The organism is Nocardiopsis sp. NPDC055824 (assembly GCF_053616335.1).
This window is the reverse complement of the sequence record NZ_JBSHDN010000145.1, coordinates 1-16988: the sequence shown is the minus strand read 5'-3', so window position 1 is coordinate 16988 and position 16988 is coordinate 1. Positions and strand designations below refer to the sequence as shown.

The window sequence follows — 16988 nt, the reverse complement described above, 5'->3', positions numbered from 1 at the left end:
GGCCCCGGGTCCCCCCGCGGCCGCCCCCGTGCGCGCTCCCCCGGTCAGGCCGCGGCTGCGGCCCGGCGCTCGGCGGCCTCCACCACGTTCACCAGCAGCATCGCCCGGGTCATCGGGCCGACACCGCCGGGGTTCGGGGACAGGTACCCGGCGACGTCCGCGACGTCCGGCGCGACGTCGCCGACCAGCCCGGCCTCGGTGCGGGAGACGCCGACGTCCAGGACGGCCGCGCCCGGCTTGACCATGTCACCGGTGATCAGCCCGGGCACGCCCGCGCCCGCCACGACGATGTCCGCGTTCCTCGTGTGGGCGGCCAGGTCGCGGGTGCCGGTGTGGCACAGGGTGACGGTGGCGTTCTCGGAGCGGCGGGTGAGCAGGAGCCCGAGGGGGCGGCCCACCGTGACCCCGCGCCCGACCACGACCACCTCGGCGCCCCGGAGCGGGACCTCGTAGCGGCGGAGGAGCTCCACGATGCCGCGCGGGGTGCACGGCAGCGGGGCCTCCTCCATCAGGACCAGCTTGCCCAGGTTGACGGGCTGGAGGCCGTCGGCGTCCTTGACCGGGTCGATCAGGCCGAGGACCCGGTTCTCGTCCAGTCCCCCGGGCAGGGGGAGCTGCACGATGTAGCCGGTGCAGGCCGGATCCTCGTTGAGCTCGTGGACGGCCTGCTCCACCTCCTCCTGCGTGGCGGTCCCCGGCAGGTCGCGCCGGATGCTCGCGATGCCCACCTGCGCGCAGTCGCGGTGCTTGCCGCGCACGTACGAGTGGCTGCCCGGGTCGTCGCCGACGAGCACCGTCCCCAGTCCGGGGGTGATGCCCTTGGCGTGCAGCTTCGCCACCCTCTCGGCGAGCTCCTCGCGAATGGACTTCGCGACGGCCTTGCCGTCCAGAACGATCGCGCTCATGCGTTACCCCTCGCTGCTGTGAAGCGGAATCAGTGGAAGAAGTGGCGGGTGCCGGTGAGGTACATGGTCACCCCGGCGGCCTTCGCGGCGGCGACGACCTCCTCGTCGCGGACGGAGCCGCCGGGCTGGACCACCGCCCTGACACCGGCGTCGAGGAGGATCTGGAGGCCGTCCGCGAACGGGAAGAACGCGTCGCTCGCGCCCACCGAGCCGCTCGCCCGGTCGCCCGCGCGGGTGACGGCCAGCCCGGCGGAGTCCACCCGGTTGACCTGGCCCATGCCGACGCCGACGGTCGCGCCGCCGGAGGCGAGCAGGATGGCGTTGGACTTGACCGAGCGCACCGCCCTCCAGGCGAACACCAGGTCCGCGAGGGTCGCCTCGTCGGCGGCCTCTCCGCTGGCCAGCGTCCACGAGGAGGGGTCGTCGCCGGGGGCGTCGATCATGTCCCGGTACTGCACCAGCAGGCCGCCGCTGATCTGGCGGTTCTCGACCCCGGACCGGAACCCGCTCCCGTCGGCGACGAGCAGCCGGATGTTCTTCTTGCGGGTGAGGACCTGGAGGGCCTCGGGCTCGAAGGCCGGGGCGACGACGACCTCGGTGAAGATCTCGGCGATCTGGCCGGCGAGCTCCGCGCCGACGGGGCGGTTGGTGGCGATGACGCCGCCGTACGCCGACACGGGGTCGCCGGCGTGGGCCTTGAGGTGGGCCTCGGCGTTGTCGGAGCCGACCGCGATGCCGCAGGGGTTGGCGTGCTTGATGATCGCCACGCACGGCTCGTCGAAGTCGTGGGCGGCGCGCAGCGCGGCGTCGGCGTCCACGTAGTTGTTGTACGACATGGCCTTGCCGTGCAGCTGCTCGGCGCCGGCCAGCCCGGTGGCGGGCTCCCCCTCGACCGTGTAGAGGGCCGCCTGCTGGTGCGGGTTCTCGCCGTACCTGAGCACGTCCCGGCGCCGGTAGCCGACACCGGTGAAGTCCGGCCAGCCGGACCCGGCGGCCTCCTCGTCGGGGGCGTAGGCGGCGGAGAACCACCCCGCGACCGCCGCGTCGTAGGTGGCGGTGTGCCGGAAGGCGAGTCCGGCCAGGCGCTTGCGCTGCTCCGGGGTGAACCCGCCGTCGCGCACCGCCTCCAGGACGGAGTCGTAGGCCGCGGGGTCGACCACGACCGCGACGCTCGCGTGGTTCTTGGCGGAGGCGCGCACCATGGCGGGGCCGCCGATGTCGATCTTCTCGATGCACTCGGCGTCGGAGGCGCCCGAGGCGACGGTGTCCCGGAAGGGGTAGAGGTTGACCACGACCAGGTCGAAGGGGGCGATGCCCAGCTCCTTGATCCTGGCGACGTGCTCGGGGTTGTTCTGGTCCGCGAGGAGGCCCGCGTGCACGGAGGGGTGGAGGGTCTTGACCCGGCCCTCCATGATCTCGGGGAAGCCGGTGACGTCCTCCACGGAGGTGACGGGGATGTCGGCGTCGCGCAGCCGTGCGGCCGTGGAGCCGGTGGAGACGATCTCCACCCCGGCCTCGGTCAGGCCGAAGCCCAGCTCCTCCAGCCCGGTCTTGTCGTACACGCTGATCAACGCACGCCTGATGGCCTGCTGGCTCACCGGTTCTCCTTCGTGTCGGTCGCGTCGGCGACGCTCTGCTCGGTGCGGCCGAACCGCACGTGCCTGCCGTCGACGGTCCAGCCCTCGCGGGCGAGCCGGCCGACCGTGTCGACCAGCATCCGCCGCTCCACCGCCTTGATGCGCTCGTGGAGGCTGGCCTCGTCGTCGTCGTCCTGGACGGGGACCGCGACCTGGTCGATGATCGGCCCGGAGTCGACGCCCTCGTCGAGGAAGTGGATGGTGGTGCCGGTGATGCGGACACCGTGGGCGAGCGCGTCACGCACCGCGTGCGCGCCGGGGAAGGAGGGGAGGAGCGCCGGGTGGATGTTGACCGCGGGGTGGCTGCCGACGACGGCGGGCCCGAGGATCCTCATGAACCCGGCGGAGACGACCAGGTCGGGCTCGTACCCGCTGATGTGCTCGGCCATGGCGGCGTTCCACAGGGCGCGGTCGCCGTAGTCGCGGAAGTGGGCGACGAAGGTCGGCACCCCGGCCCTCTCGGCGAGCTCGATGCCGCGGGTACCTCTGCGGTCGGCGCCGACGGCGACGACGGTCGCCCCGTAGCCGGGGTCCTCGGCCGCCTCCAGCAGGGCGGCCATGTTGCTGCCCGTGCCCGATATGAGGACCACAACTCGCGCGGACAAATGCTTCTCCCAGTGTGTAGAGAACGGTGCGGGAGCGGTCTCCCGGCTCCGGGGGCGCCGGGGGACGGCGCAGCATCCGGATGTCGCGTACGCCCCGCACGGAACCCGGGGCCGGGCCCCGCGTCGTGTGGGGGCGCCCCACCCGCACCCCGAGGAGCAGCCTCCACGGGCGGTCGCGGGTGACGGCCGGGCCCGCTCGGCCCGTCCGCGTTCCCACCCTATCGGGCCGGGTAGCGTCTACCCACGGGGAGTCGGCGTTGGCGCCACTGTGACGGGGGCCGCCACGGCTCCCGGACCAGCCCCGGGACCACCGAGACCCGGCATGCTCCGCCCAGGCGTGAGCGGCCCACCACGCCCCGGCGGGGCGTCCGTAAGGAGAGAACCTTGACCGACAACAGCCCGGAACCGCGAACCGAGGGGCAGCCTCCCAGAGTCGAACGAGGCGGCCTGTGGGGTCTGTTCTTCGGAGCGGCCGGCCTGCTGCTCCCTCCCTACGGGGCCGTGCTGTCCGTGTTCGGCGTCGTGCAGGGTTTCCGGGCGCGGAGAGCGGCGAGACGGAACCGCACCCAGGCCCCGGGAGCCCTGCTGAGCGTGGTCGTGGGAGTGCTCGGCGTCGTGGTGTCGCTGGCCCTGACCTCGGTCTTCGTGGTGTACCGCGACCAGGTGACGGAGTTCCGCGACTGCTCGGCCCGCGCGCACACGGTGACGAGCCAGAAGGTGTGCGACGAGGCGTGGGAGTCGTCCACGGGCCTGCCGCCCACGGTGGTCGCGGCCTGACGGCCCCTTCCGGCCGCCCCTCCCGCCGCGGCCGATCCGCCGGCCGCGCCCCCGGCGCGGGACCCGCGCGTCCCCCCTCCGCCGGGCCGCCGGGCGGCCCGCGGCCGCCGCACGCCCCCTCCCCTTCGTGGTACGGGGTCCCCACCCGATGACCCTGTGTGAGGGGGCGGCGGAAGCCGCCCGGCCGCCCCCTCGGACACCCGCAGACCCCTCCCGCACGCGGGCCGGGCTTTTCCGGCCGCCGCCACGGTGAATCGACTGTTTTCCCCAGTGTCTGCCACCCCCAAAGGGACTACACTTAGTATGCAATCGTTCACTAAAAGTGTTGACCACGCCTGCGCGAGAGGACTCGATGGACAGCGACGTCCCCGGATCGTCCGGACCGGAACTCAGGGAGTACACGGCGCTGCTGCGCCGCCGCTGGCGGCCGGTCTGCGCCGGGGTGGTCGGCGGGCTGGTCCTCGCCACCGCCGCGGTCCTCGCCCTGCCCTCCGTCTACACCTCCGCCACGTCGGTGCAGGTCCGGCCCACCGGGCTGGAGCGGTTCACCGGAGAGCAGTCCGGGCGCCTCGCCGGGGACGTCAACCTCGACACCGAGGCACAGGTCCTGGTGTCGGACCAGGTGTCGGCCGTCGTCGCCCGGACCCTGGCCGGGACCGGATCCGGGCCGGCGCCGGCCACGGCCGAACTGCGCGAGCGCGTCGAGGTCAGCGTGCCCCCCAACAGCAACGTCCTGGAGATCCACTACTCGGCGGGGAGCCCCGAGGCCGCCCGGGCGGGCGCGGAGGCCTATGCCGACGCCTACCTCGCCCTGCGCCGGGCCCGGGTCGACGACCTGATCGACAGCCGGTTGGAAGCACTGCGGGCGGAGCAGGAGAACCGCTACGAGGCCCTCGCCGAGGCGGCCGGGGACGGCACGGCCTCCCCGCAGGCCACGGCCCGGGCCGACGCGCTGCGCCAGGAGATCACCGACCTCGGCAACGGGATCAGCCCGCTCAGCGCCCTCCGTGAGACGGTCAGCCCCGGCTCCGTGATCACCCCGGCCGGGCTCCCGGAGAGTGCGAGCAGCCCCGTCCCCGCGCTGTGGCTGGTCGGCGGCGCGGCCCTCGGGCTCGTCGCGGGCCTGCTCGCGGCCGTGGCCCGGGACCGCCTCGACCCGCTTCTGCGCGACACCGAGGAGACCGCCCGCGTCGGACGGCTGCCGGTCCTGCTCGACCTGTCCGCCCGTTCGTCCCGGTCCCCGTCCGACCGCTCCCCCGGCCTGCTGGGCGAGGAGGGCGGCGGCCAGCGGGTCAACGAGTTCGCGCACCTGGTGCGCGCCCGCCTCGCCGTCCCCGCGGCCGGGCCGGACGGGGAGCCCGGCGGCGCCGGGCTCTCCGAGCGGGCCGGGACCGCCGACGACGGGCCCGGCCGCGTCATCCTCGTCGCCGCGGGCACACCGGGCCGGGCGGGCGCGGCGACGGCCGTCAACCTGGCCGCGGCCCTGGCCCGCACCGGTTCGGAGACGCTGCTGGTCTGCTCGGACCCGAGGACGGACACCGTCGGCGAACTGCTCGGCCTGCCGGAGGGGCCCGGCCTGGCCGAGGCCCTGCTGGAGGGCGAGGACCCCGGGGACCTGGAGGTGCGTCCCGACGCGGTGCCCCGCCTGCGCGTCCTGCGCCACGGGAGCCCGGGACTGACCGCGCCGGTGCAGGGGACGGCCATGACGGAACTGGTGCGGCTGCTGCGCACGAACGCCGACTACGTGGTCGTGTCCGTCGCGGCGGTGGGCGAGCGCGCCGACGCGCACGCCCTGGCCGGGGCGGCCCACCTGCTCCTGCCTGTGGTCGAACTGGACCGGACCCGGCGCGCGGACCTGGTCGGCCTGCTCACCCTCGCGGACCGGTTCGGGGTGCCCGTCCCGGGCACCGCGGTGCTGCCGGCCCAGCCGCAGGCCGGGCCCGCCCCGGTCGCCGCGGAGGGCCCCGCGCCCTCGGAGGACGGGCCGGCCCCCGCCTCCTCCGAACCGGAGGAGGCGGACCCCGAACCCGGGAACCCGGACACCGGGGACACCGGGCCGGAGACCGCGGTCCCTCCGGGCGGCGAGGGCGCCGAACCGGACGTCGTGGTCCCCGCGGACACCGCCGAGGCCGCGGCGGCCGTGAAGTTCGCGTACACCGCCGAGGCGTGGGACGCCCCGTACACCACGGAGGCATGGGAGAGCTCCTACACCGCAGAGGCCTGGGAGACCGCGTGCACCGCCGAGACGGTGGAGACCGACCCGGCCTCCCCGGTGGCCGGGGTCCCCGGCGGGTCCGCCGAGACCCCGGAGAGCGCAGAGGGCCCGGGAAACGCCGAGAACCCGGTGGACGCGGGGGACCCGGAGAACGCAGGGGACGCGGGGGACGGCGGTCCCGCGTCCGTCGACACGTCCGCCTCCGGAGCCCGGCGCTGATGGCAAGAGACTCGTCCGCCCGCGGCCCCCGGGCGTCCGCGACCGTTCCCATGGGCCCCTGGGCGGTACCGGGTCCCGCCCGGGCGTCCGTGCCCGGTCCCCTGCCCGGCGCGGACGCCCCCGGCGCCGCCGGGCGCCCCGTGGTCTGGCTGCTGGCCGGGTACCCGCTCTGGTGGGCGCTGGGAATGGGGCAGTTCGCGTACTGGCTCTTCGCGGTGCCGATGGCCGCCGAGCTCGTCCGCCGCCACCGGACGGCGGGCCTGCGGGTCCCGCCGGGGTTCTGGCTCTGGGCCCTGTTCCTGGTGTGGTCGCTGCTCGGCCTGCTCCTCGTCCCGCTGGACATGCCCGGCACGGTCCCGGGCAGCGGGGGCTACGGCGGCGCCCTCCTGAGGGTGGTCAACTACCTCGTGCTGACCGTGCTGCTGCTCTACGTCGGCAACCTGACCGAACGGGAGCTGCCCGCGCGGGCCGTCGTGTCGGCGCTGTCGGTGCTCTGCCTGGCCACGATCGCCGGCGGCTACCTGGGGATGGCGGCGCCCCGGTTCGAGTTCACCGCGCCGCTGGAGTACCTGCTGCCGCCGGGGCTGGCCTCCGACGCGTACATGCAGGCCCTCGTCCATCCCGCGTCCGCACAGGTCATGGACATCTTCGGATACGACTCGGCCCGCCCCAAGGCCCCTTGGGAGTACACCAACATCTGGGGGTACATGCTCTCCCTGCTGCTGGTGTGGCTGGTGGTGGGCTGGGTGGTCCAGGGGACCGGCTGGATCCGCTGGGGCGCATCGGCGGCCGCCGCCCTGGCGGTGGTCCCCGCCGTGTACTCGCTCAACCGGGCGCTGTGGGCGGGCCTGGCGCTCTCCCTCGCCTACGGCGCCGCGCTCGCGCTGCGCCGGGGCCGGGTGGTGCTCGTGGGGACCTGCGCGGCAGCCGCCGTCGCCGCGCTGCTGGTCCTGGCGGCGTCGCCGCTCGCGGACGTGGTCAGGGCGCGCGCCGACACCCCGCACAGCGACGACGGCCGGGCCGCCACCAACGCCGCGGCCGTGGAGGCGGCCGACCTGTCGCCCGTCATGGGGTGGGGCACCACGAGGGAGTCCCAGGGCAGCCCGGACTCGATCGCGGTCGGCCCCACGTCGGAGTGCCCCGGCTGCGGCCAGCACGTCATCGGCAACGCCGGGCAGCTCTGGATGACCCTCATCACGACCGGCTGGGTGGGCGCCTCCCTCTCCACCGGGTTCTTCGCGTGGGTCGCGTGGCGCTACAGGTCGACGGCCTCACCGGTGGGACAGGGCGCGCTGCTGACCGTGCTGCTGCTGTTCTGGTACATGTTCTTCTACGTCGCGCTGATGTCCCCGCTGGCGGTCACCATGGTCGCCGTCGCCCTGCTGTGGCGGGACGGCGAGCCCGGACTCCGGCGGCGCGGGGCCGCGCGCACACGCGGAGGTCTGCGTTGAACAGCGAGACGACCTATCTGACCGACCTCGCCGCGGTGCTGTGGCCGTGCGGGGGGCTGCTCGGGCCCGGGGACAGGGGCATGCGGCGCCGGGTCCGCCGCGACCGCGGCAACCAGTACCTGCCGGTGCCCAGCGCCCACAACCCCCGGGTCATCCTGCCCGCGTACAACCGCTCGGCCGCCACCCGCGGCATCACGTCCTTCGCGCAGGGGCACTCGCTGCGGGAGAGGGCGCGCACGCTGCTGCTGACGGGGGCGTTCGCCACCGGGATGGCCCCGCTCCTCCTCCGCGACCGCCTGTACGTGGGCGCGGGCCCCGGGATCGAGCACGCGCTCACCGCCGCCCTCGACCGCGACCTGTCCATCGCGATCCACGTCGGTCCGCCCAGGGCCAACCGCAAACCCGTCCTGCTCCTGCTCACACCGGGCGGACGGACCATCGGCTACGCGAAGGTCGCCGTCAACGACCTGACCTCGCGCCTGGTGCGCGCCGAGACGCGGGCCCTGCGGCACCTCGCCGGGTCCCCCCTGAGGGACGTGACCGTGCCGCGCCTGCTGTACGAGGGGGAGTGGAACGGCCACCCGCTGCTGGTGCAGGAGGCCCTGCCGGTCGGGGAGCAGACGGACCGGCCCACCCGCCGCCAGCTGCTGCGCTGTGTCACGCAGATCACCGCGGTGGCGGGCGTGCGGGAGCTGAGGCTCTCCACCAGCCCCTACCGGCACTCGCTGGAGGAGCGGATCGTGGCGCTGGGCGCCCGGCCCGAGGCCGCGCCGCTGCGCGCCGCCCTGCGGCGGCTGCCGGACGTGCGCGTGCCGTTCGGGGCCTGGCACGGCGACCTCACCCGGTGGAACATCGCCAGCACGGCGCGGCGCGCGTTCGTGTGGGACTGGGAGCGGCTCTGCCTGGACGCCCCGGCGGGCTTCGACGCCCTGCACTACGACCTCAACGAGTGCGTGCAGGCCGGGGTCCACCCCGGCGTGCACCAGTGGCTGGACAGCGGCTCGCGGCTGCTGCGCGACCCGCTCATGTCCGGGACCGGGCTGCGCCCGCACACCGTGTCCACCGTCATGGCGCTGTACCTGATCGACCTGGCCACGCGCTACCTGCACGACCGGCAGGCCGAGAGCGGCGGCCGCCTCGCGGCCGTGGACGACTGGCTGCTCCCCGCGCTGGAAGGGCTCCAGGAGAGAGCCGCCCACGAGGCCGCCGGTCCCGCCTGACCCGGGACCCGCGTCCCCGCGGCGGCGCGGTGAGGGGACCGCGCCGCCGACACGCCACCGACACCGGGCCGCGACGGCCGCCGGCGCCCGCACCGGCGCACGTCCGCGGCGCCTGCCGCCGGAACCGCCCGCCGGGCGCCGGCGGACACCACGTCCGCAGACCAGAGAGGGATCACCCGATGCCGCGGAACACCTCCCCCGCACTGCTCCATCGCCTGGCAGCTCCTGCCCGGCGGGCCCTCCTGCCCCTGGCCGACGGCCTGGGCGGGATGACCAGCTCCGCCCGCGCCGTTCCCGACTTCCTGATCTGCGGCGCCCAGCGCGCGGGCACCACGTCGCTGTTCAAGGCCCTGGGCCGGCACCCGGCCGTGACCGGCCCGACCCTGCGCAAGGGCGTCCACTACTTCGACACCGGGTACGGCCGCGGCCTGGACTGGTACCGGTCCCACTTCCCCCTGCGCGCGACCCTGCGGGCACGCCGGGGGCGGCCCGGGGTGAGGGTGTTCGAGTCCAGCCCGTACTACCTGTTCCACCCCCTGGCCGCCGAGCGCATCGCCCGGACCCTGCCCGAGGTGCGGGTGGTCGTGATCCTGCGCGACCCGGTGGAGCGGGCGTACTCGGCGCACGCGCACGAGTCGGCGCGCGGGTTCGAGACCGAGCCCTTCGCCCTCGCCGTGGAGCTGGAGGCCAAGCGGCTCTCCGGCGAGGAGGAGCGCCTCGCCGGGGATCCGGGGTACCGCTCGCACGCCCACCAGCACCACGGGTACGTGGCGCGCGGGCACTACGCGGACCAGCTGCTCAGGATGGAGCGGCACCTGGGGCGCGACCGGATCCACGTGGTGGACCACGCCGACCTCTTCGACGGGACGGCGCGTGCGCTGGCCGGGATCGAGCGGTTCCTGGGGCTGCCCCCCGGTCCGGGGGAGGCCCCGGGGCGGCACAACGCGCGTGAGCGCGCGGGGATGCCCGAGGGGCTGCGGGCGGAGCTGACGGAGCGGTTCGCCGAGAGCGACGCCCGCCTGGCGGCCTGGTGGGGGCGCACACCCTCGTGGCGCGCGTGACCGACACCGCGGACCGGCGGGACGCGGGCGGGACGGCCGGACCGGGGGCGGGTCTGCGCCCCGTCCTGCGCGGCGGCGTCGTCAACATGGCGGGGGCCGTGGTCGGGGCCGGGCTGAACCTCCTCCTGATCGTGGCCATCACCAGGGCGTTCTCGCAGGAGACGGCGGGCCTGCTGTTCTCGGCGACGTCGGTGTTCCTGATCGCGGCGGTCGTGGCGAACCTGGGCGCACCGGACGGGCTCGTGTACTTCATCGCCAGGATGCGCGTGTTCGGCCGGCCCGGGGCCGTGCCCCGTCTGCTGCGGCTGGCCATGGGGCCCGCCGTCGGCGCCGCGTGCGTCCTGGCGGGAGCGCTGCTGGTGTTCGCCGAGCCGATGGCCGGCGCCCTGGGGAGCGGGGAGGCCGCGGCCTACCTCCGCCTGCTGGCGGTGTTCCTGCCGTTCGCGGTGCTCACCGACTCCGCGCTGGCGGCGGCGCGCGCACACCACGACATGGCCGGCACCGTGCTGGTGGACCGGGTGGGGCGCCCGCTGGCACAGCTGGGGCTCGTGGCGGGGATCGCGGTCACGGGATCGGCCGGGCTGCTGGCGCTGGCCTGGGCGGGGCCGTACCTGCCCGCCGCGGCGCTGGCGTGGTTCTGGCTCGGTCGGATCCTGCGGGGTGCGCGGCCCGGGGCGGGCCCGGGGCACGGGCCGGGAGCGGGTGCGGACCGGGGGGACCAGGCTCGCGAGGACCCCGCCCCGGCGGGGGGCGCCGGGGCCGAGCCGGTCGCGGCCCGGGAGTTCTGGACGTTCGCGCTCCCCCGCGCGCTGGGCGGGCTCGCCCAGATGGGGGTGCAGCGCGGCGGCGTGGTGCTGGTCGCCCTCTTGAGCGGCCTGGCCGGCGCGGCGGTGTTCACGGCCGCCACCCGGGTCATGGTGGTCGGCCAGTTCGGCACGCAGGCGGTGCTGTTCGCCGCCCAGCCGAGGTTCGCCGAGCAGGTGGCGACGGGGGACCACGAGGGGATCAGGTCCCTGTACCGGGCGGGGACCGCGTGGCTGCTGTGTATGACAGGGCCGCTGTACCTGTCGGTGCTGGTGTTCGCCCCGGAGGTGATGCGGCTCTTCGGACCGGGCTACGCGGAAGGGGCGACGGCGCTGGTCGTGGTGTGCGCGGGGCAGCTGCTGGGGTCCGTGCTGGGCATGGGCGACCTGATCCTGACGATGACGGGACGCACCGGGCTGAACCTCCTGAACAACATGCTGTCGCTGGCCGCGAACGTGGCCGTGTGCGTGGCGCTCGTGCCGTGGGCGGGGGCCACGGGGGCGGCCGTGGCCCTGGTCGCGGCGGTCCTGGTCCGCAAGGCGCTCCCGCTGTGGCAGCTGCGGTCACAGGTGGTGCTGCACCCGTTCGGTCGGCCGGTGGCGGCCGCCGCGCTCAGCGCCGTGCTGTGGTTCGGCGCCCTGCCCCTGCTGGCGGACGCGGTGGCCGGCGGCGGATTCGCGGCGGCGGCAGCGGCCCTGACCGCGGGCGTCCTGGGCCACGCGGCGACGGTGTGGTCGCTGAGGGGGCTTCTCGGCCTGCGCCCGCGCGGATGAACCGCGCCGCCGCCCCCGGTCGCGGGCGGTTCGGGCGTCCCCCGCGCCCGCGCCGCCCGAGCCGCCCGCCCCGGGCCCTCGGATCGCGGGCAGCTCGGGTACGGGCCCCGGGGTCCGCGCGCCCTGCCCCGGATCCGCCCTTCCCGGACCGCGTGCCGTGTGGCCGCGCCGCGGCGACCCGCGCGGCACGGGGCGCCGACCATCCGTATGACTACTCTCAGTTATGGAATGATGACAACATGCCTGCATCCCCGGTTCTCCTGGTGGCCTCCAGCGGTGGTCACCTCACCCAGCTGTGCTCGCTCCGCCCCTGGTGGCAGGGGCGCGAGCGCGCGTGGGTGACCTTCCGGACCCCCGACGCCGAAGCCGCCCTCGACGGCGAGCGGGTGCACTGGGCCTTCCACCCCACCACGCGCGACGTCGGCAACCTGCTGCGCAACACGTGGCTGGCCCTCAGGGTCCTGCGCGAGCGGCGCCCCTCCGCCGTCGTCACGACCGGCGCCGGGGTGGCCCTGCCGTTCTTCGCCCTGGCCTGGCTGCTGCGGATCCCGACCGTCTACATCGAGGTCTACGACCGCATCGACACGCCGACCCTCACCGCGCGCCTGTGCCGGCCCTTCACACGCCTGTTCCTCACCCAGTGGGAGGAGCAGCGGACCTTCATGCCGACCGCCATCACGGTAGGACCGCTCCTGTGACAGAACAGACCACCCGTCCGACCCAGAGGCCCGAGGCCGGCGACCACCCCGACGTGGTCGTCAGCATCGGCACCGACCACCACGCCTTCGACCGCCTGGTCCGGTGGACCGACGACTACGCCCGCCGCCACCGGGACCTGAGCATCCTGGTGCAGCACGGTCACAGCACCGCGCCGGAGGTCGCCGCGGGCACGCCCTTCCTTCCCGGCGACGAACTCGGCGCCCGCATGCGGGAGGCGCAGGTGGTCGTCACCCACGGCGGTCCGGGGACCATCGTCCAGGCGCGCCGGGCCGGGCACCTGCCCGTCGTCGTCGCCCGCGACCCCGAGCTGGGCGAGCACGTGGACGACCACCAGCTCCTCTTCGTCCGCCGTCTGGAGCAGGCGGGCCGGGTCCGCGCCTGCTCCAGCCCCCAGCAGCTGTCCGCGCTCATCGACGAGGCCCTCGCCTCACCGGAGGCGTTCCGCGTCCGCCCCTCCGCCGACGGGGGCCCGGAGCGGGCGGCGCTGCGCGCGGGGGAGCTGATCGACCTGCTGACGGACACCTGCGCCGGTCCCGGCGCACCGGAACCCGTCGTGCGGCCCGCCGGCGCCTGGCCCGAGGTGACCGTGGTGGTGCCCACCCGGGACCGCCCCGAGCTGCTGCGCCGCACCCTGCGCGCGGTCGAGGAGCAGGAGTACCCGGGCCGCATCACCACGATCGTGGTCTTCGACAACGACCAGCCCGACCCCGCCCTGGCCCGCGCCGACGGCGAGCGCCCCGTGCGCGTGGTCACCAACACCCTCACCCCCGGCCTGGCCGGGGCCCGCAACACCGGCGTGCTCGCGGCCGACACCGAGCTGGTCGCCTTCTGCGACGACGACGACACCTGGATGCCGGGCAAGCTCAGGGCCCAGGTGGAGGTCATGCGCGCCGAGCCGGGGACCGAGATGGTGTGCTGCGGCATCAGGGTGGTCTACGACCGGGTCGAGGCGGAGCGGAGCCTGGACCGCACCAGCGTCACCTTCGGCGACCTGCTCGCGTCGCGGCTGACGGAGCTGCACCCGTCCACGTTCCTGATCCGCCGCGGCGCCATGCTCGACGGGTGCGGGACGGTCAGCGAGGAGATCCCGGGCAGCTACGGCGAGGACTACGAGCTGCTGCTGCGGCTGGCCAGGCGCGCGCCCATCCGCAACATCCCCGAGCCCGGCGTACGGGTCCTGTGGCACCGCCGCTCCCACTTCGCCGGCCGCTGGCAGACCATCTCCAAGGCGCTGCGCTGGCTGCTGGAGCGCTACCCCGAGTTCCGGCTGGTGCCGCGCGGCTACGCCCGCGTCGCCGGGCAGATCGCGTTCGCGGAGGCGTCGGCGGGCCGGCGCGGGGCCGCGCTCGGGTGGATCGGCGCCACCCTCCGGCACCGGGCGGCCGAGGGGCGCGCCTACCTGGCGCTGCTCGTGGTGTGCGGTGTGCCGCCCGGGTGGATCACGCGCGCGCTCCACCTGCGCGGGAGGGGTGTGTAACCTCGTGTGCCGTGTCCCGGGCCCGTCCGGGACACGGACGAGACGGGGGAGCACATGGTCAGGGAAGCTGCGGTCGGGGACGTGGAGCGGGCGGCGGACACGCTCGCCGCGGCCTTCGCGGACTACCCCTTCACACGCCACACCATCTCCGCCGACGACCACGCGGCCCGGCTGAGGGAGTTCCAGCGGCTCTTCCTCGCCGAGATCGGCCTCCCGCACGGCCGGGTCCTGGTGTCCGAGGGCCTGGACGCCGTCGCGGTCTGGACGACCCCGGACTCCGGCGGCGCGGAGGCCGTCATGGAGCGCCTGCTGCCCACGTTCGTGGAGCTCGCGGGCGATCGGGCCGCGGCCTACGCCGCGGCCGAGGAGGAGATGGGCCGCCACCGCCCGGCGGAACCCGTGTGGTTCCTGGGCACGGTCGGCGTCCACCCGGGCTCGCAGGGGCGGGGTCTGGGGCGCTCGGTCGTCGCCGCCGGGCTGCGCGAGGCCGACGCGGCCGGGGTCCCCGCCTTCCTGGAGACCTCCGCGTACGGCAACGTCGGCCTCTACGAGTCCCTGGGGTTCGCCGTGACCGCGGAGTACGACCTGCCGGACGGCGGTCCGAGGACCTGGTCCATGGCCCGGCCCGTCGGGGGCTGAGGCGCCTCCCCCCGGCGGACCGCCCGCGCCCGCCCCGTTTCCCGTGCCGCGCGCCCCGGGCGCCCCGCGGGGCGCCCGGGGCCTCCGGCCTCAGTCGCGCCGGGCGGCGTCCTCCGCGAGGCGCCGCACCCGCTCGGGCAGGCGCACGTACGGGTCCTGTCCGGCCAGCTGGAACCCCCGCTGGGCGTACTCGTTGGCCCCGATGCGGAAGTCGCACCCCGGGGTCAGCTCGTTGTCCCACATCTTGACCGCGCGCACCCGCTCGTAGCGGCGCAGGACGTCGGGGATCTCGGAGTACCACTCCAGGGTCTCGCGGGGCCCGATGTCGGTGGTGCCCATCTCGCCGATCATCACCGGCTTGTCCGGGTCGATGCCGTGCGCGGGCCCCTCGGTCTGGATCCAGTCGTAGGCGGGGCGCAGGGCCTCCTCGAACGAGTGGGTCTCGGTCCAGTTCGGCTGGGCGTCGCAGGTGGACATGTTGTACGCCTCCCAGCTGATCCAGTCGACGTAGTCGTTGCCCGGCCAGAGCCCGGGGAGGCGGTCGAGGTTGGCCTCCCACCCGGTCACGTTCCACACCCAGATGGCGTTGTCCGCGCCCTCGGCCCGGTAGAGGTCCACGATGTGCCTCCAGGAGGCCACGAACTCCTCGGGCGTGCCGCGCTTGTTGTAGCGCCTGTTGGCGTCGGCCTCGTGGTCGAAGGTGACGAAGTAGGGCACGCCCAGCTCGGCGATGCCGCGCGCCTGGGACCGCAGCTGCTCGTCGAACTCGCCGTCGGCGATCGACGCGTAGGAGACGGCCGGGTGTCCCGGGCGGGTGAAGCGGCGGGCCTCGATGTTGGTGTGCACGAACTTGCCCTCGGCGGCCATGCTCCGCTCGCGCCGTCCGGGGATGTCCGCCTGGTCGATGCCGCGCCAGGTGTACACGATGTCCATGTCGCGGTCGGCGGCCTGCTCCAGCTGCTCCACCCGGTTCTCGTAGGGGCTGGCCCCCCACCAGACCCCGCAGGAGGGCTCCAGGATCTCCGACACCGTGCAGCGGTACTCCCTCGCCGCGGGCAGTCCGAGGAACGTCGCCGCGTCCTCGGACGGCGTGTCGGGCGGGACGGACCGGCGGTCGGGGGCCGTGGCCTCCCCCGGTGGCGCGCTCGCGGCGCCGACAAGTGTCATGGCGAGGGCGAGTGCCCCCGCGGCCGCCATGGCCCGTACCGGTCCCCTGTCCACTTCGAGCCCCCTAGCCAGAAGAAACACAACCTAGAGTGTTCACTTGACTACTATACGTTACAATTTCGGCACGCAACACCCTCACCCGGCCCAACGCGACACGTCCTCGGAAATCGGACCCCGCCACGGCACAAGCCCCGGGACACGGGCGGGAGAAAGCCGCGGACGCGCCGGGAACGGGAGCCCGTTCCGCCACGGGGATCTCAGTATCCGTAGCGCCTGCGGGACGGGGCCGTCACCGCGGTCACCAGGTGGCGCCGCCAGGGCGCCAGGGACTCCCGCCACCCGTGGTCGGCACGCACGCCGATCCGGCCCGCGGTGAACCGCATGGGGTTCCCCGACACCGCGTGGCCCCCGGAGAGCCGGCCGCTCCCCCCGGCCGCCAGCGGGCCGCCCGCGCCCCCGGTCTCGCCCGTGTAGCCCGAGAACGCGGCGATGCGGGCGAACTCCGCGCCCGGTTCGGCGACGAAGTCCTCGTAGCGGACCCTCAGGGTGGGGGTGCCGAGCCCGGCGAGGGCGTCGAACGCGGCGTTCTGGGCCATCCACTGGACCGCCGCGCGTCCGGCGGAGTACCTCGCCATCTCCGGTTCGCTGCTGGCCTCGCTCGCGTCCGGGCGGATCGTCCTCTTGCCCCAGGAGTGGGCGACGGCGCGGGGGTCGCGCACCACGTGCAGCAGCCGCATCCGGGAGCCGTAGCGCAGGCGCAGGCACGCGGCCAGGGAGGCGTGCTTGCTGGCGTCCACGATCACGCGCGCGCCGCTGACCCGGGACACGGCCGCGTAGAGGCGGTGGTAGAGCTCCGTGTAGCGGTCGCAGCGGGCGGAGAGGCGGCCCTCGCGCGCACCGTCCAGCAGGGCCGGCAGGAACCGGGTCCGGTCGACCCCGTCCTTGAGCCGCAGCACCTGTCCGGCGTCCAGGCGGCCCCAGCCGCCGAACGCCTCCTCGCCCACGTCGGTCCAGAACCCGCACTCGGAGAACGGCCGGCCGCAGCCGCACCTCTCGTTCTCCACCAGCCCCCGGCGCCACAGGTGCACGATCTCGCCCACCGAGCAGAACCCGGGCAGCTCTCCGAGCAGCAGCTCGATGAGGGTCGACCCGGACCGGCCCATGCCGCCGACGAACACCAACCGATAACCGTCATCCACACCCTCAGACTATTACCACCGGTCACGATCCGACATCGGAACGCGACTTCCCGCCGGGGGGCGGGCCCCGGCGGGAAGTCGTTTCCCGGAGACGGCGAACGGCCCCGGTCGGGGAGGTC

14 protein-coding genes are annotated in these 16988 nt (G+C 75.1%); 9 read left to right on the top strand and 5 right to left on the bottom strand.

The window, feature by feature from the left end:
* Positions 1-44: 44 nt before the first annotated feature.
* From ACWGL3_RS23570 to purN, 3 genes are read right to left on the bottom strand one after another with little or no spacing between them, the layout of a single operon-like run.
* Positions 45-905, bottom strand: a complete 861-nt coding sequence (locus tag ACWGL3_RS23570; protein ID WP_267948137.1) for a bifunctional methylenetetrahydrofolate dehydrogenase/methenyltetrahydrofolate cyclohydrolase — start codon at positions 903-905, stop codon at positions 45-47.
* Between the two features lie 29 nt (positions 906-934).
* Positions 935-2503: a bifunctional phosphoribosylaminoimidazolecarboxamide formyltransferase/IMP cyclohydrolase gene (gene purH, locus ACWGL3_RS23565; RefSeq protein ID WP_267948136.1), complete on the bottom strand. Its 1569-nt coding sequence runs from the start codon at positions 2501-2503 to the stop codon at positions 935-937.
* Positions 2500-3147 (bottom strand): phosphoribosylglycinamide formyltransferase, encoded by a 648-nt coding sequence (purN, locus tag ACWGL3_RS23560; RefSeq protein ID WP_267948135.1) that lies wholly within the window; start codon positions 3145-3147, stop codon positions 2500-2502. Before purN ends, purH begins: the two co-directional genes overlap by 4 nt.
* A 384-nt stretch (positions 3148-3531) precedes the next feature.
* On the opposite strand from purN, the gene ACWGL3_RS23555 reads away from it, so the two are divergent.
* The 9 genes from ACWGL3_RS23555 (at position 3532) to ACWGL3_RS23515 (ending at position 14503) form a co-directional block, all read left to right on the top strand.
* Positions 3532-3924 (top strand): DUF4190 domain-containing protein, encoded by a 393-nt coding sequence (locus ACWGL3_RS23555; RefSeq protein WP_267948134.1) that lies wholly within the window; start codon positions 3532-3534, stop codon positions 3922-3924.
* A gap of 352 nt (positions 3925-4276) precedes the next feature.
* Entirely contained in the window at positions 4277-6358 is a 2082-nt protein-coding gene (locus tag ACWGL3_RS23550; RefSeq protein WP_452461788.1) for a lipopolysaccharide biosynthesis protein, read from the top strand.
* Positions 6358-7809 (top strand): ligase, encoded by a 1452-nt coding sequence (locus ACWGL3_RS23545; RefSeq protein ID WP_452461787.1) that lies wholly within the window; start codon positions 6358-6360, stop codon positions 7807-7809. Before ACWGL3_RS23550 ends, ACWGL3_RS23545 begins: the two co-directional genes overlap by 1 nt.
* Positions 7806-9029 carry a phosphotransferase gene (locus tag ACWGL3_RS23540; RefSeq protein WP_344178901.1) on the top strand — a complete coding sequence of 408 codons (1224 nt, stop codon included), beginning with the start codon at positions 7806-7808 and terminating at the stop codon, positions 9027-9029. The genes ACWGL3_RS23545 and ACWGL3_RS23540 overlap by 4 nt, the downstream gene beginning before the upstream one ends.
* 179 nt (positions 9030-9208) lie before the next feature.
* Positions 9209-10090, top strand: coding sequence for a sulfotransferase (locus ACWGL3_RS23535; RefSeq protein ID WP_267948130.1), 882 nt, complete (start codon positions 9209-9211; stop codon positions 10088-10090).
* Positions 10060-11667: a lipopolysaccharide biosynthesis protein gene (locus ACWGL3_RS23530; protein ID WP_452461786.1), complete on the top strand. Its 1608-nt coding sequence runs from the start codon at positions 10060-10062 to the stop codon at positions 11665-11667. Before ACWGL3_RS23535 ends, ACWGL3_RS23530 begins: the two co-directional genes overlap by 31 nt.
* 239 nt (positions 11668-11906) lie before the next feature.
* The gene (locus tag ACWGL3_RS23525) at positions 11907-12365 is read left to right on the top strand and encodes a UDP-N-acetylglucosamine--LPS N-acetylglucosamine transferase (RefSeq protein WP_452461785.1); all 459 of its coding nucleotides are present in this window, start codon (positions 11907-11909) and stop codon (positions 12363-12365) included.
* A complete protein-coding gene (locus ACWGL3_RS23520) occupies positions 12362-13864 on the top strand; it encodes a glycosyltransferase (RefSeq protein ID WP_267948127.1) in 1503 nt (500 codons plus the stop codon). Before ACWGL3_RS23525 ends, ACWGL3_RS23520 begins: the two co-directional genes overlap by 4 nt.
* Before the next feature lie 54 nt (positions 13865-13918).
* Entirely contained in the window at positions 13919-14503 is a 585-nt protein-coding gene (locus ACWGL3_RS23515) for a GNAT family N-acetyltransferase (protein ID WP_267948126.1), read from the top strand.
* Positions 14504-14593: 90 nt separating this feature from the next.
* Here the strand turns inward: ACWGL3_RS23515 and ACWGL3_RS23510 are convergent, their stop codons facing one another.
* On the bottom strand, positions 14594-15724 hold the full coding sequence (locus tag ACWGL3_RS23510; protein WP_452461789.1) for a glycoside hydrolase family 26 protein: 1131 nt from the start codon (positions 15722-15724) through the stop codon (positions 14594-14596).
* Positions 15725-15927: 203 nt separating this feature from the next.
* A complete protein-coding gene (locus ACWGL3_RS23505; RefSeq protein WP_344178949.1) occupies positions 15928-16833 on the bottom strand; it encodes a sulfotransferase in 906 nt (301 codons plus the stop codon).
* Positions 16834-16988: the final 155 nt, after the last annotated feature.

Bases quoted from the DNA above. Each gene is read 5' to 3' on its own strand.
- ACWGL3_RS23570 (WP_267948137.1), bottom strand. From the start codon at position 905: ATGAGCGCGATCGTTCTGGACGGCAAGGCCGTCGCGAAGTCCATTCGC.
- ACWGL3_RS23525 (WP_452461785.1), top strand. From the start codon at position 11,907: ATGCCTGCATCCCCGGTTCTCCTGGTGGCCTCCAGCGGTGGTCACCTC.
- ACWGL3_RS23535 (WP_267948130.1), top strand. From the start codon at position 9,209: ATGCCGCGGAACACCTCCCCCGCACTGCTCCATCGCCTGGCAGCTCCT.
- ACWGL3_RS23515 (WP_267948126.1), top strand. From the start codon at position 13,919: ATGGTCAGGGAAGCTGCGGTCGGGGACGTGGAGCGGGCGGCGGACACG.
- ACWGL3_RS23505 (WP_344178949.1), bottom strand. From the start codon at position 16,833: ATGGGCCGGTCCGGGTCGACCCTCATCGAGCTGCTGCTCGGAGAGCTG.
- ACWGL3_RS23550 (WP_452461788.1), top strand. From the start codon at position 4,277: ATGGACAGCGACGTCCCCGGATCGTCCGGACCGGAACTCAGGGAGTAC.
- ACWGL3_RS23545 (WP_452461787.1), top strand. From the start codon at position 6,358: ATGGCAAGAGACTCGTCCGCCCGCGGCCCCCGGGCGTCCGCGACCGTT.